At 46.2% G+C, this 15,609-nt stretch carries 12 protein-coding genes; 3 read left to right on the forward strand and 9 right to left on the reverse strand.

Annotation, left to right across the window (positions count from 1 at the left end; translation table 11 throughout):
- Nucleotides 1-148 precede the first annotated feature (148 nt).
- Complete coding sequence (locus tag DWW23_RS00195) at nucleotides 149-1,012, forward strand: AraC family transcriptional regulator (RefSeq protein WP_122351300.1); 864 nt, start codon at nucleotides 149-151, stop codon at nucleotides 1,010-1,012.
- On the opposite strand, the gene dnaB is transcribed toward DWW23_RS00195, so the two are convergent.
- The gene (gene dnaB / locus DWW23_RS00200; protein ID WP_075557304.1) at nucleotides 1,013-2,542 is read right to left on the reverse strand and encodes a replicative DNA helicase; all 1,530 of its coding nucleotides are present in this window, start codon (nucleotides 2,540-2,542) and stop codon (nucleotides 1,013-1,015) included.
- A 195-nt stretch (nucleotides 2,543-2,737) separates the two neighbouring features.
- On the opposite strand from dnaB, the gene DWW23_RS00205 reads away from it, so the two are divergent.
- Complete coding sequence (locus tag DWW23_RS00205; RefSeq protein ID WP_075557303.1) at nucleotides 2,738-3,664, forward strand: magnesium transporter CorA family protein; 927 nt, start codon at nucleotides 2,738-2,740, stop codon at nucleotides 3,662-3,664.
- Nucleotides 3,665-3,748: 84 nt separating this feature from the next.
- Here the strand turns inward: DWW23_RS00205 and DWW23_RS00210 are convergent, their stop codons facing one another.
- The 4 genes from DWW23_RS00210 to DWW23_RS00225 are packed head-to-tail and all read right to left on the reverse strand — an operon-like array spanning nucleotide 3,749 to nucleotide 10,540.
- Nucleotides 3,749-4,924, reverse strand: a complete 1,176-nt coding sequence (locus tag DWW23_RS00210; protein WP_122351301.1) for a multidrug effflux MFS transporter — start codon at nucleotides 4,922-4,924, stop codon at nucleotides 3,749-3,751.
- A complete protein-coding gene (locus DWW23_RS00215) occupies nucleotides 4,921-6,291 on the reverse strand; it encodes an efflux transporter outer membrane subunit (protein WP_122351302.1) in 1,371 nt (456 codons plus the stop codon). The genes DWW23_RS00210 and DWW23_RS00215 overlap by 4 nt, the downstream gene beginning before the upstream one ends.
- A complete protein-coding gene (locus DWW23_RS00220; protein ID WP_075557300.1) occupies nucleotides 6,288-9,425 on the reverse strand; it encodes an efflux RND transporter permease subunit in 3,138 nt (1,045 codons plus the stop codon). The genes DWW23_RS00215 and DWW23_RS00220 overlap by 4 nt, the downstream gene beginning before the upstream one ends.
- Nucleotides 9,426-9,427: 2 nt before the next feature.
- Nucleotides 9,428-10,540, reverse strand: coding sequence for an efflux RND transporter periplasmic adaptor subunit (locus tag DWW23_RS00225; protein WP_122351303.1), 1,113 nt, complete (start codon nucleotides 10,538-10,540; stop codon nucleotides 9,428-9,430).
- 186 nt (nucleotides 10,541-10,726) lie between these two features.
- On the opposite strand from DWW23_RS00225, the gene DWW23_RS00230 reads away from it, so the two are divergent.
- Nucleotides 10,727-11,614: an AraC family transcriptional regulator gene (locus DWW23_RS00230; protein ID WP_075557298.1), complete on the forward strand. Its 888-nt coding sequence runs from the start codon at nucleotides 10,727-10,729 to the stop codon at nucleotides 11,612-11,614.
- Between the two features lie 62 nt (nucleotides 11,615-11,676).
- Here the strand turns inward: DWW23_RS00230 and DWW23_RS00235 are convergent, their stop codons facing one another.
- The 4 genes from DWW23_RS00235 to DWW23_RS00250 form a co-directional block, all read right to left on the reverse strand.
- Nucleotides 11,677-13,245: an Mfa1 family fimbria major subunit gene (locus tag DWW23_RS00235; protein ID WP_122351304.1), complete on the reverse strand. Its 1,569-nt coding sequence runs from the start codon at nucleotides 13,243-13,245 to the stop codon at nucleotides 11,677-11,679.
- A 32-nt stretch (nucleotides 13,246-13,277) separates the two neighbouring features.
- Entirely contained in the window at nucleotides 13,278-14,288 is a 1,011-nt protein-coding gene (locus DWW23_RS00240) for a DUF3868 domain-containing protein (protein WP_122351305.1), read from the reverse strand.
- A 13-nt stretch (nucleotides 14,289-14,301) separates the two neighbouring features.
- A complete protein-coding gene (locus tag DWW23_RS00245) occupies nucleotides 14,302-14,817 on the reverse strand; it encodes a DUF3575 domain-containing protein (protein WP_233564225.1) in 516 nt (171 codons plus the stop codon).
- 495 nt (nucleotides 14,818-15,312) lie between these two features.
- Entirely contained in the window at nucleotides 15,313-15,600 is a 288-nt protein-coding gene (locus tag DWW23_RS00250; RefSeq protein ID WP_122351307.1) for an HU family DNA-binding protein, read from the reverse strand.
- Nucleotides 15,601-15,609: the final 9 nt, after the last annotated feature.

Below are 15,609 nucleotides of genomic sequence, written 5' to 3' on the forward strand. Positions count from 1 at the left end.
AAATAGGCTTTTGTCACAAGCGGATTTTGTTCTAATTCCGAATAATACGTTGGGAAGTCTTATTCAAACTTAGTTATAGCACTTAAAGATCAGAGGACGACATCTAATTTTGTGGAATTCTGATAAATACAAAAAGCAATTATCGATTATGGGAATTCTTTATAAACACGAACACGTTGCCTGCAACGATTTTCAGTTCCCTGTGCAACGGACTTTCCAGGTTTTCCGTCCGCAGCCCGGGGTAAAATGTACCGAGCCGGATAATACCCGCTCCATCCTCCTTTTTCTGCTGGATGGAGAGATAGAGTTCAGTAACGACTCGATCCAGAAGCATATCCTGCAAAAGAATGAGATCGCCTTGATACCGGCGGGGAGTACCTATTCGGCAGAGATAAAAGTGCCATCCCATGTGGTCGCCTGTTGGTTCAGTAACGATATCAAGCTGTGCAACCGCATTCATCTGGAGTCTTTATCGGAACACAAAAAAGACATCACTTACAGTTATAATACACTTCCTTTCCAGGGCGAGGTAAAGACTTTCCTCTACTTGCTCAACGAGTATATGGAAAATGGTATCGGATGCAAGCACCTGCAGGAAATGAAACTGCAGGAGTTGTTTATCCTTTTCAGGGCTTATTATGCAAAGGAACAGTTGGCCGCCTTCTTCTATCCGATCCTGAGCCGGGATACGGATTTCAACCATTTTGTACTCTCCAACTACAAGAAAGTGACGAATGTGGAAGAGTTTGCCCGCCTGGCTCATATCAGCCTGTCGGCATTCAATCGCAAATTCAAGAAGCATTTCAGCGAACCGGCTTACCAATGGATGCTACATCGTAAAACAGAAGGTGTGCTGGACGATATCCGGAGCACGAACAAGTCCTTTCTGACGATCTCGCTCGACTGGAATTTCTCATCACAGGCGCACCTGACAAAGTTTACCAAACAACAATGCGGCCTGTCCCCTTCGCAAATCCGGGAACAGGCCGCACATGATCTTATCCTCGACTGATCAGAACGGAACCTCGCTGCTGCTGCCCTGGTTCAGGAAATCTGCACCGGCAGGCGGTATCGGAGGTAACGGATCCTCACTGTTCATATTCGATGAGAACTCGCGCACGGCAACATCCTCATCTATATTCATAAACTTCGCATAATCGCCTTTAAACCGCAGACGCACATCACCTGTCGCACCGTTACGATGCTTGGCGATAATGATCTCTGCCAGGCCGACCAGCGAGTTACCACGCTCATCTTCTGTGATCTTATAATATTCCGGACGGTGGATAAAGCAAACCATATCCGCATCCTGCTCGATCGCTCCTGACTCACGAAGGTCGGCCAACTGCGGACGCTTTCCTTCGGCTCCCTGACGGCTTTCCACACCACGATTCAACTGCGACAGTGCGATGATCGGTATGTTCAACTCCTTCGCCAACCCTTTCAATGAACGGGAGATCGTACTTACCTCCTGCTCGCGGCTACCGAAACTCATACCACTCGCATTCATCAACTGAAGGTAGTCGATGATGATACATCGTACCCCATGCTCACGCACCAGACGGCGAGCCTTGGTACGCAACTCAAACACCGAAAGACTCGGCGTATCGTCCACATAGATAGGTGCGTCATACAACTCCTTGATCTTGAAGTCCAGCTGCTCCCACTCATAACTTTCCAAACGTCCGCTCTTGATCTTCTCGCCCGGGATCTCACATACGTTTACGATCAGACGGTTTACCAACTGGACGTTACTCATTTCAAGCGAGAACAAAGCAACCGGCACATTATGATTCACCGCCATATTCTTCGCCATGGAAAGTACGAACGCCGTCTTACCCATCGCAGGACGGGCAGCGATAATGATCAAGTCGGAATTCTGCCATCCCGAAGTGATCTTATCCAGCGCATCGAAACCGGTACGCGTACCGCTCAGACCTTCCTTCTGGTTCGCCGCTTTCTGCAACAAATCCATCGCATCCTTGATAACGGGATTGATCTGGGTTACGTCCTTCTTTACATTCCGCTGGGATATCTCAAACAGTTTACCTTCCGCTTCCTGCATCAGGTCTTCCACGTCGATCGTTTCGTCAAAAGCCTTTCCCTGGATCATCGCAGTGAAAGAAATCAACTCTCTCGCCAGGTATTTCTGGGCGATGATACGGGCATGATATTCGATATGCGCACTACTGGCAACCTTGCTGGTCAGCTGCGAGATATAAAACGGTCCGCCCACCTGGTCCAGTTCCCCGCGTTTCCTCAACTGCTCCGTCACCGTCAGCATGTCGACCGGCCGCTGGCTGGCTGCCAGATCCACAATAGCCGCATAGATCATCTCGTGCGACTTTTCGTAAAAGCATTCCGGCTTCAAGATCTCACTGATGATCGAATAAGCATCTTTTTCAAGCATCAAGGCACCTAAAACGGCCTCTTCCAACTCACGAGCCTGTGGCTGCAGACGTCCCATATCAGACACTACAACAGGTTTTTGTTTCCCCTTTCCGGAGTTTCCTCTTCCGGTATTTTTAGTTCCTTCTGCCATTCTCTTTAGTAATTTTCGAATGCCAAAAATACGATTTTTATTTGGTATTCATTCCTTTTTTCTACCTTTGCAGCCGTAAAAAGTAATTAACTAATTATGGACGACAGTATTCCGCGAGAAACATTAACAAGTAAAAATTAGCGGACGGAGGTTTCTTATTACCTCTGTTCGTATCAACAACGAAAGGAGGCAATAATGAGATCGTTTCTTTATTGTGAAGCCGGCTTTGTGGAAAAAGACAAGTGGCTTCCCGACTGCTGGGTAAATGTAGAATGCCCTACCCCTGAAGATATCCAATACCTTTTAAACCAGTTTCACGTACCCCAATCATTCCTGAGCGATATCGAAGATACCGACGAACGTCCGCGTATCGAGTATGAAGGGAACTGGTTGCTGACGATCCTGCGTATCCCGGTACAGAGCACTGAAAGCGGTATTCCTTTTACAACTGTCCCGATCGGCATCATCACGAATAACGAGATCATTATCTCCGTCTGTTATCATAAGACGGAGTTATTGCCCGATTTCATTCGTTACAGCCGGCGCAAAGAACTCGTCGTACGTCATAAATACGACCTGATCCTGCGACTGATCCATTCGTCTGCCGTCTGGTTCCTGAAATATCTGAAACAGATCAACAACGAAGTGGCACGTGCCGAAAAAGCGCTGGAGAAAAGTATCCGTAACGAAGACCTGCTGCGGTTGATGAAGCTGGAGAAAAGTATGGTTTATTTCAATACGTCCATCCGTGGAAATGAAGTGATGCTCTCGAAGCTGCAAAGTATTTTCCAGGAGCCGATGTATATGGATGCCGAACTGGTAGAAGATGTGGAAACCGAGTTGAAGCAGGCGCATCTCACAGTGAACATCTACAGCGATATCCTTACCGGAACGATGGATGCCTTCGCCTCCATCATCTCCAACAATGTGAACACCATCATGAAACGCATGACCTCCATATCGATCATCCTGATGGTTCCGACACTGATAGCCAGCTTCTACGGGATGAATGTGATCAACTATGTAGAAGAACTACCGCACGGATTTGTCGTGATCGTACTCTTTTCCATCACCTTGTCGGCACTGGCATTCTTCATCTTCAGGAGGATCAAATGGTTCTGATACATCTCCATCACAGATAAGATTAGGGGCTGCAGTAAGATATATACTACAGCCCCGTTTCATTTGTTTGACAGAAAAAGATATTTAATGCTCCTTCGCCACATATATGCAAAGGAGAGAACATACGGCACAGACAACAAAGACGATCCCCGTCGAATGCATCAGGTTTCCCATGCCGACCAAAGGAGAAACAACCCCGCCGAAAGCGAAAGAAACCGATCCCAGCAATGCAGACGCACTCCCCGAATACATCCGTCCCTTATCCATAGCCAGTGTCGTGGAAGAAGTGAAGCAAAGCCCCAACGAAAAAAGGATACAAAGCATAAACACCTCATACACCCAAAAACTGCATCCGGCAAACAAAGCAACCATCTCACACACGGAAAAGACCAGCAACCCGACACCTCCGGCAAGCGTCCCGTTCTCCACCCGCTTAAATTTCACAGCCAACGCAGCAGCTATCACCACCGCCAGCGCATTAACCCCGAAACAGATACTGAAATCGAGCGGTGTAAACCCATAATGTTCCTGCATAATAAACGGTGCAGAAGCAATATTGGCAAAGAGTGCAGCCTGGGCGAACCCAAGCTGCAACATGTACCCCATGTAAGGACGGTTTCCAAATAAAGGTTTGAAGTTCCGGAAAGCATGTAGAAAACTGGATGAAACACGCCTTTCACGGGGTAATGACTCCTGATAATAAAAAGCTGCGAATAAAATCAGCGTGCCGATCAATAGCAAAACGCCGAAAATACCTTTCCAACCGGCTATCCCCGTCATTGCACCACCAACGACCGGTGCGAGTACGGGTGCCACCCCATTGATCGAACCGATAACCGCCAACATCTTCGCCAGTTCATGCCCTTCGAACATATCCGTAGAAACAGAACGCGAAATAACAATCCCTCCCGACGCAGCAATGCCTTGCAGTAACCGGAAAGCAACGAACTGATATATATCGGATGAATATATACACCAGAAAGTAGCTACGATAAAGAGCAGAAGCGACCACAACAACACGATCTTCCGCCCGTATTTATCGCTCAAAGGACCAAAAAACAACTGTCCTACCGCCAACCCGATCATACAGGATGTCAGACTCAGCTGCACCATCGACGAAGAGGTCCCGAACCATTCGGCCATCGACGGAAAAGACGGCAGATACATATCGGTAGCGAACGGCCCGAAAGCCGTCAGCATACCGAGGAATAATAACAAGAAAACTTTATAGTTTATTCTATTTTGAACCAGGACTCTCATTCGCAACCTCCTCCTAACGCATTATATAAACTAACAACAGATTGTAACTGTGAAAAACGATCGGAAACCACATTCAGACGGGCACTCAACAGCGACTGCCGTGCGGTAAGCAACTCCAGATAAGTTGCATTCCCCGTCCGGTACAGCGATTCGGATGTTTGTACCGTACGTTCCAACTCTTTGCATTGCCGTTGATGGCTGTCGAGTGTCCGCTTCACCGATTCTACGGCATACAGCGCATTATTCACCTCCTGCCCGGCATCCAGCAAAGCCTGTTTATAATTAAGCTGTGCGATCTGTTCTTCATCTTTCGATACACGAAGATTCGAGATCAGCTTCCCCCTATTGAATATAGGCTGTGTCAGCGAACCGATAGCCGATAGTATCCATCCGCCGGGATTTGTCACTACCTGCCCCAACGAATTGGTCCAGCCCACACTACCCGTCAGTGTCAGATTCGGATAAAAGGCAGCCCGAGACTGGTTCGTGGCATAGTAAGCATTCGCCAGTTCCATTTCAGCCTGTACCACATCCGGACGTTTGGACAACAAGCGGAGAGGAACACCGGCATTAACCTCCTCCGGCAAGGTTTGTTCCGCCAGCGTACTCCGGGAGATGGATTGCGAAGTCATCCCTAACAGCGTACAAAGCGTATTCTCTGCCTCACGCTGCTGTCTCAATAAGTCGTTATGAGTAGCTTCCAGCTCATACAGACTGGCACGCGCCTGTGTTACGGCATTCTCCGTCTCCTCGCCTACCCGTAGCTTTGCCTCCATAGTCCGCACCTGCTCATTCCAGATATCGAGCGTAGACTGGCTGATCCCGATCTGCTCATCCAACATCAACAAAGAATAGTAATTGTTGGCGACAGTCGCGATCAGTTCCGAACGAACCGCCTGCCGGTAAGCCTCCTGCTGTAAAAGAGTGGCCTGTGTCCCCTTCTTCGCATTACGCAGGCTACCGAACAGGTCGACTTCCCAACTGGCCTGCAAAGGCAACTCATACGTTTTCACACTCTTCGCCCCGTCCGTACGGCTGATAGTCCCTTGCGGCGACAAGCTCAGCGACGGAAGGAAAGAAAGACGGGCAGCCATCAACTGGGCCTTCGCCTCATCTACCCGCAGGAAAGCAACCTGCATATCCGTATTGTTCTCCAATCCGTAACGGATCAGGTTTTGCAACAACGAATCCTGAAACATCTCTTCCCAGGGAAGATCCCCCAGCGTCAGGGAATCTTCCCCGACAGCCGGGTTATCACGGTACAGGCTGTCGACCGGCAGATTGTCCGGCCGGTGATAATTCCGGTAAACCGAACAACTGCTCAGCAAAGCCGTACATATTATAATACTATATATGATCTTTTTCATTTTCTATCTTCTTTTCGTTTACCCATCACCCGCTCTTCAATATATTGGAATACGATAAAGAAAGCAGGCGTCACAAATAATAAAGCAACGGTTCCGATAACCATCCCTCCGACCGTTCCCACACCCAGCGAACGGTTACCATTGGCCCCCACACCCGAAGCAACCATCAGCGGTAACAAACCGAACACCATCGTCAACGCCGTCATAAGGATCGGACGCAGGCGGACAGAAGCTGCTGCCATCGCCGCCTGTGTCAGCGACATACCGGCCTGACGGCGTTCCGTAGCATATTCCGTCAACAAAATAGCCGTCTTTGAAAGTAATCCGATCAGCATGATCAACCCCGTTTGTAGATAAATATTATTCTCTATCCCCCACATCCGGGCAAACAGGAAACTACCCATCAAGCCGAAAGGAACGGATAAGATGACAGCCATCGGAATAAACAAGCTCTCATACAAGGCACAAAGTATCAGGTAAATGAACAGGATACATACCCCGTAAATAATCACCGTATCATGCGAGTTCGCCATCTGTTCCTCTTCCCGCGTCATACCGGAAAATTCATAACCATAACCGGTCGGCAATGTCTGGGCAGCCACTTCCGATACCGCATTGATCACATCACCCGAACTATATCCTTCGGCAGGCATCCCCTGCACATTGATGGATGAAAACATATTGAACCGTGTCAGCGACTCCGCCCCGTATGTCTTGGTCAGTTTTACGAACTGGCTTACCGGAGCCATCCCATCGGTCGTCTTCACAAAGATATTGTTCAACGACTGCATATCTTTACGGTAATCGGACGGTGCCTGCACGATCACCCGGTATATCTTCGTAAAACGGTTGAAGTTAGAGGCATAAATACTCCCGAAATACCCGGACAACACCGACAATACCTGATCGGTCGATGTCCCTGCACGCTGGCATTGTGCCTCGTCTACATCCACCCGGTACTGCGGGAAGTTCTCACTGAAAGAGGTATAAGCCATCTGTACCTCCGGACGTTTATTCAGTGCTTCCAGAAAATCATTGGTCACATTGCTCAACGCCTCGATCCCTTTTCCCGAACGATCCTGCAGATAAAGCTCGAAACTGTTTCCCGTACCATATCCGGAAATCATAGGCGGGGAAAAGACAAATAGTTTCGCATTCTTGATATGTGCCGTACGTTTATAGATCTCGGCGGAAACAGCATCCACACTGTTCTCTTCCCCCTGACGTTCATCCCAATGTTTCAGCTTGATGATAAACATTCCGTGCGAAGCCCCGCTCCCCGATCCCATACCGAAACCGGCTACCTTATTGAAATTGTCTATCTGGGGCAGATCCTTCAACTCTTTTTCCACCTCGTCCATGATACTAGCCGTTTCCGCCAGCGTACTTCCGGCAGGCGCATCCAGGCTGACAAAGATAGAACCTGTATCTTCCGAAGGAACCAACCCCGTCTTGGTAGTACTCATCAGATAAAAAAGTGCAACGACAGCAATCCCCCAGGCACCCCAGGCCATCCATTTCCGCTTAACGAAGAACTTAACGCCACTCTTATATTTAAGAACCAGTTGTTTGAAAGCCGAATCGAAAGCCAAACGGAAACGGGTGGAAAACTCCGGCTTCTTACCATCCACCAGTATCTCGTTCGGTCGCAGGATCAGTGCACAGAGTGCCGGTGAAAGCGTCAACGCATTGATAGCCGAAATACCTACGGCAACGGCCATGGTTATACCGAACTGGGTATAAAACACCCCGGAAGTCCCTCCCATAAAAGAAACAGGGATAAACACCGCCATAAATACCAGTGTAGAAGTAACGATTGCAGAAGAGATGCCGCTCATCGCATCCACCGACGCTTTGTAAGGTGAACGATACCCTTCATCGAACCGCACCTGCACCGCTTCCACCACGATAATGGCATCGTCCACAATCGTACCGATGGCAAGTACCAGCGCAAACAAGGTCAATAGGTTAATGGTAAATCCCGCAATATACAGGACGGCAAACGTACCGATCAGCGACACAAAGATACTGATGGTAGGGATCAGCGTAGAACGCGGATTCTGCAAAAAGACATACACCACCAGCACCACCAGGATAATCGCCTCCAGCAAGGTCTTTATCACCTCGTTGATGGAAGCGTCGAGGAAGTTCTTGGTACTCATCAGTTCCACCACTTCCACATCTTCCGGCAGGCTTCCTTTCAGTTCTTCCAGATACTTATCTATTTCCTGGATGATTTCATTCGCATTCGTACCGGCGGTCTGGTTGATCATACAGGTACTTCCCGGCGCACCGTTCACCGTACCGGTATAGGAATAGCTTTGCGCTCCCAGCTCCACCGTAGCAATATCTTTCAGGCGAAGTACACGCCCGTCGTCATAAGCACGGATCACGATCTCCTCGAACTCCTGCTCCTTTTCCAACCGTCCGCGATATTTCAGCGTATATTGATAGACATTCTTGGAGTCCTCGCCGATAGCACCCGTGGAGGCTTCTATATTCTGGCTGGAAAGTGCTGTTTCCACATCACTCGGTTCCAGTTCGTACTGCGCCATCACATCCGGCTTCAACCAGATACGCATCGCATAGTCCCCTCCCATCACATTCACTTCACCGACACCGGAGATACGTTGTATCTGGGGTTTCACATTAATGCTCAGGTAATTGGTCAGGAAGGTCTCATCGTATGTACCGTTCGGACTGTACAAACCGAAAATCTTCAGCATACTGCTCTGCCGCTTCATCGTTGTCACACCGACTTTGGTCACCTCTGCCGGTAACAGGGATGTGGCGGTAGATACTTTATTCTGTACATTCACGGCAGCCATATCCGCATCGCTACCCTGTTTAAAATAAACCGTGATCTCCGCGCTACCGGTATTGCTGGCGGTAGAAGTCATATAGGTCATATTCTCCACCCCGTTGATCGCCTCTTCCAGCGGGACGATCACACTCTTCTGTACAGCTTCCGCATTAGCTCCGCTATAAGTGGTAGACACACGGATCGTAGGTGGTGCGATGTCCGGATACTGTTCCACAGACAAAGCATACAGCCCGATCAATCCGGCCACCGTGATAACGACCGAAATAACCATCGATAAAATCGGCCGGTCTATAAATTGTTGTAGTTTCATAGTCAGTTCTCCTTTGTTTTAGTACCCGACACGACTGTACCGTCTTTCAACAAACCGGCACCTTCCGATACGATCACGTCACCGGCCTTCAGTCCGTCCTCCACAATATACTCTTTACCGTCATTGACCTCAAACACCCGGATAGGTGTCGACACCGCTTTACCGTCCACCACCTTATAAGCGAAAATACGGTTCTGTATCTCGTAAGTACCGCCCTGAGGAATCACGATACATTCCTCCCGATCGTAAGGCACGATCACATTGGCCGAACCTCCGCTCATCAGACGCTTTCCCTCATTGCCGAATACCGCACGCATACTGACAGTCCCGGTCGTCTTGTCTATAATCCCGCTGATCACATCCACTTTTCCCTTTTGCTCATAGACCGTTCCGTCATTCAGCTCCAGAGAAACTTCCGGGAACGACTCCAACGCCTTATTCAGCGAACCATATTGGGCGGTCAGTGAAAGAACCTGTTTTTCCGTCAGCGAAAAATAAACATACATATCCGAATTGTCCGAAACACGGATCAAGGGATCGGTCATCGAAGCACTCACCAGCGCCCCGATACGGTAAGAGGTCATACCGGCAAACCCATCCACCGGACTCTTCACCAGCGTATAAGACAAATTATTCTCCGCATCCCGCTTTTCCGCCTGTGCCTGAAGCAAAGCAGCCTTGGCACTCTTATAAGAATTTTGTGCCGTACGGAGTTCGAAATCGGAAATCACACGATCCTCATACAGCAACTGTTTTCCTTCCAGCGTCTGTTTGGCAGTTGCCTCATTCGCCTCTGCCGTAGCCACAGCCGCTTCCGCCTTCTGCAAGGCGGCTTCATAGGGAACCTGATCGATCACGAACAATACTTGTCCCTTTTGGACATGTGCCCCTTCTTCTACACACACCTGTGTGATCGTTCCTGAGACCTGCGGACGAACTTCCACATCCTGCTTTCCTTCTATCACTGCCGAATATTTGACAGACAACTGCCTGTTCTCCGGCTTCAAGGTCAATAAAGGGTAATTTTCACCTTCAACCTGTTGTTGCTCCTGTTGTTTACAAGCCACAAACAGCAGCAAACCTAAACCAATCGTAATAACACTTCTTGCCTTCATTTTCTTGCATTTGTTTTTCTCGAAGGCAAAAATAGAAGCTATCTTACAAGCGTCATTTGTACAATCCGCTCTCATATTTGTCCATTTTGCCCATCATTATAGATTATTAGCAAAACGTTTGTCTATTTAGCGCATAGATTTGCTCATTTTAGACATGATATAATTACATTCGCGAAAAAAACAGCCATGAATCCACTAAGCCTGGAAGAACTATTCCCGATGTTTCCGCCTGCCTGTGTTTTAACCGACAGGGTGTTATTGGTTCCTTCATCCGAATTCGGACGGTTAAAGGAGCATTATATCGAACGTACCCGTGCCTTCATCCTGGTATGCAAAGGTTGCCTGGTACTGCAACTCAATGGAAGACGATACGAAATGAGGGAACATACACTCCTGGATATGCTGGACGGGATCACCATCCAGATTCTCAATACCAGCACGGATATAAGAGCTTACTGCCTGTTCATCAACTACAAGTTTGCCAGTGAATCCCTGAAGAACCTGAAGCCCGGACCACTGACTTATATGTTGGACATCATGGACGCTCCCATCCTCTCTTTCTCTCCCGAAGAGAACCATATTCTGGAAAACCAAATGCTTCTGCTCCAAGACTGCCTCCGGAATACAGACAACTATTACCGGACAGAGCTGGCCAGGACTTACTTCAAAAGTTTAATGCTTGAGCTGGGTAACCTGCTTTTCAAACACAGGGCACCAGCAGATGAAACCCCTTCCACGATCGAAAAGAAAGAACTGGTCATGCTGGATTTCATGAAACTGGTATGGCAACACTTCAAGACAGAACACAATGTGGATTTCTATGCCGACAAACTCTGTATCTCGACCAAACACCTCTCACGAATCATCAAAGACCAAATGGGAAAGACACCTCATGCCGTCATCTCCGAAGAAATCTTCCACATGGCTATGACCCTATTGGAAGACGACAGAATCCCGGTTCGCCAGATCGCAGAAATACTGCATTTTTCAGACCAGGCGGCTTTTTGTAAATTCTTCAAGAAATACAAGGACATATCACCGATGGCCTATAGAAAAAAAATAGCCACGGAATAAACCGTGGCTACCTGGCCTGTTTTCATAGAAACAATCACTGTCTCCTGAACAACAATATATACTTATTTAAGGGTTGCGCCTCCGTCTCCTCCCTGATTCCGGACAATCCAGGGTAACACATTAAAATCCATTTTCAGATAAGCTTCATATTCATCCGGTTTTTCCGGATCGATCTCCGGAGTTCCCGTGCCGAGTCCTGAAATATTGGTCACCAGCAAACGATAAATATTGTTGCGTACGATCGCAAACTCCATGACTCCCATCTCATTCTCCTTATTATTATCCAGATGTCTGATCCAATAATTATAATAGCAATAATAGCTCGCCACTTCCGGATCTTTCCGGTAACGTTTCACAAACACTTTTGCCAGTTCTTCATCGGTCGATCCTTCCGTAATACCATCCAGTTTGAATCCGGCATCTTTCATAGCCTGGATGCTGGTATAAAATTTATAATTCGCATAATAGATAACATCAGGTCTCGCATCGGTCGTCTCCTTATTCTCTCCCCAAAGAGTCTCAGGTGTAAAACTGGCCTTAAACCGGACTCCGGTGGAATAAGCATTCAACTGGTTCGTTTTAAACATACAGTTTTCAAGACAGTAAAAACCATGGAACGAATTAACCGGTACAGACTGCCAGTTTTCAGCAACCGTCTTCAATGGATAAGCATAATATCCGTCCGTATTATCGAAATCGGTAGCCCCATCTATCGTTTTCGAGAAGAAATAAGGATCGATCACATACCCGTTAACAGGATTTATCTCCCCGAAATTTCCGTTTGTAATGGTATAGGAAGAAGGAGCCCGGTTTGCAGTCAGGACTGCTGTATGACGGAAGGTGTAAAACCAACGGCTTAAGTTGATATACTGGAATCCGGACAGGCTGATGGAAACATATTTATCGCCATCGCCGGTCATCAGATCGTATTTCTCTTTCGACTGTCCGACCAATACCTTAGCCATAGCCCGCTCCAGATTTATAGTTATGATAGTAGGATCTTCCGACGGTAAAATCTCACGTACAGTCACTTTCAAATTCGAATCCGTAGTACCCTCATACAAACCGCTATTGTCGGCACGCCCTGACATCAATAAAGTACCATCCTCGGTCAAAACCCCGAAGCCGTCTTTATAAGTGGATCTGTCCACCAGGTTGATAAACTCATTCTCCGTATTGAAAGAACCTGTCACATCCCCGTTGGCAACCGTAAAAATATCATACGTACCCGGATCTATCAAAACCCTGTTAGCCGTGTACTTTACGATATGTTCACTCTGGTTTCCGGAAGAAGCATTTTCCGAAACCTGTGGTCCTGCCGTACGGGTTATATTCTCCAACGAGATCTTTTTATATAAAGCCTTCGTATCCGAATTGAACAGATAAACGGTAAGCGACTTTACATTATACTCATTGGCAGTACCGGTTTCATAAATACCCGAAGTTTCCGCCTCGCCGGCTTTGGTCGTAGAACTGTTAGGAACGACAAAAGCGAACCGGACATTTCCTTCTCCCTCGTCCACAAAGCCGGAATTATCTTCCGGTAATACATCTGCATCGTTAATACATCCCGACAAGCCCAATACCAGGCATAACAGTCCTGCTGATTTTACAAAAAAGTTGTTTTTCATATGATAAAAGCACTTAGTAAATAATTATACATTCAATGACGTTTATTATTCTCAAAAAATGCGGCCAAATTCATACCGGCCTCTTCCGATCCTTCCGCTTTTGCCGCTTTCAGCAAACGAATGCCTTCATACAGATTCCCGGTCATCAACTCATACACCCCTTTGCAATTTTTATAAGCCAGGGTTTCATGGGGTGCCATCCGCAGAAACTCTCCGGCTGCCTGCCAGTTGCCCTGCTCGATAGCAGCCGCTGCCGCATTCAGATTGGCTACCGGATGAGCCGGATAAATCTTTACACTCGTTTCTATTATCTGATAAAATTTCCCCGGTTCATTTTTATAACTCAACGCCACCATATACAATTCACGTAAAGAAAGCATCTGGGGATTCATTTCCGCCACCACCCTGGCCTCTTCCAGGTTAAAATTCAGTTCTTTCTGATTCCGTACATCGGTCGCATCACTTTCCGGAGAAATGTATGAAGCCTTTAACCCGGATACTTCCGAAACCTTCGGCGAAAGCGTAACATCATTGGTTACAGCAACTCTCTTTACCTCCGGTGACCTACCCGATTCTTTCAGACCGATCGTTTCCTGGACAATTTCCCCGGAAGAAGCCAGCCTGTTTACCTTCAAAAACAGTTCCGGCATACGCATCCAATTTTCGGAAGCAACAGAAGTATTATAGATCACTTCACAAGGGTATTCTCCCGACAGTTCCCTGACAAAAAAATATTTCTCCCCTTCAATACCTTTTCGTTTATTCAATACACGGTTCCGTTCATATATGCGATGTCTTTTTTTACCGTTCAGCAAGACAGGGGCAAGTTCTTTCTCCTGCCTGTTCTCTTTTATCACCGGAATAATGGTAAGTGATTCGTCAGATGTGAAATCATGGGTATTGACAATACATTTCACCGATACCATCAACGAATCACCTTTCACAAAACATGACTGCGATTTTATCTCCACATCAATATCCTTTGCGTATAAGGAGTTGCAAATAAAAAATAAGCCCAGCAACACGAGCGGATTGATTTTCATATTTATTGTTTTTTTATTGTATAAAGTAAATTAGAGATATGCCTATTTGTGTCGGTCCCACATAATTGGTATGTGCCTTTTCTATGCGGGGAGTTCCTTTTTCCTGCCCGTATTTATCATAACTCAGATAAGCATACCCCAAAGCAATACTAGCTTCCAGGTTCCATAGCGGACTTATCATCCATTGGTATCCGTAAGAAATTCCGGCACCGACCAGATTTCCCTGAAAACGATAATCTGACAATATTCCTCCCCAATTAAAACGCGCATAATGGGCCTGTATACCTACAAAACTTCCCTGAAAAACTTCACCAAACCATCTTCTGAACTCCGGTTGTATAAGCAGATGTTTCATCTTCTTGTTATCAGCAAAAGTCCACGGGTTATAACTGATAATAGAACTGAATGAATAGGCATCTTTACATTTTATTTCTCCCCCGATATTCAAAGACGACGTCAAATCATAAAGTACATTTGTTTTCACTGCTATATTCTGACAGTTCAATTTAGATAAAGAACTGATAATCATTATTATAAAAATCAGACTCTTAGGACTATAAAGCCTGATAAACATCTTACGACACATTATCATAATAACACCAAAAACAATTATATAATTACTTTTATATCGCATATCAGATATTATAACAAACTATTAATACTATATTGAATTATTCTATTTTCATTTTAATAAAAAAATAATGACTAAAATAAACGAACGTTTTTTCTAGTCATTATTCCGAGACGAAAATTCAAGATGATATGATTATTGTAACTTCTTGAAAAACCACATATATCTGTCTGTAATTCAGTAAAATAAAAAGATAAAAAACGCTTTGTTTTTCATTTAATATAAAATATATTTGCACCAAATAAATGACTAGAAAAAACGTTCGTTTATTTTAGTCATTACATCGGATCTTTATGAATTCAGCATAAAAAAACTCTGTATTTTCCGACTTTAATTGAAATAATATCGGAAAATACAGAGTTAAATATTCAACCGGACGAAAGCTTAAAGCAGCTATTCTTCCTCTTTATTCAGTTTTCTGACCAGGTCATCCGCAGCACGAAATTTCACGGTACTTCTGGGTGCAAGCATCAGGGGTTCCATTGTTTGCGGATTCCTGACCGGACGAGGTTTCTGAAACATTGGAGAAAAAACCCCAAGGCCCCCTATCCTTACTTTATTTTCTGATTTCACTTCTTCAAATACAGTATTAATAAATGTATTCAAAACATTCCGTACAGCACTTTGCGTATACCCCGTCTTTTCTGCGATAGAGTATATCAATTCTCTTTTGTTCATCATATTTTTACA

Origin of the sequence: Parabacteroides sp. AF14-59, assembly GCF_003479515.1 — a bacterium.
Taxonomy (GTDB): Bacteria; Bacteroidota; Bacteroidia; order Bacteroidales; family Tannerellaceae; genus Parabacteroides; species Parabacteroides faecis.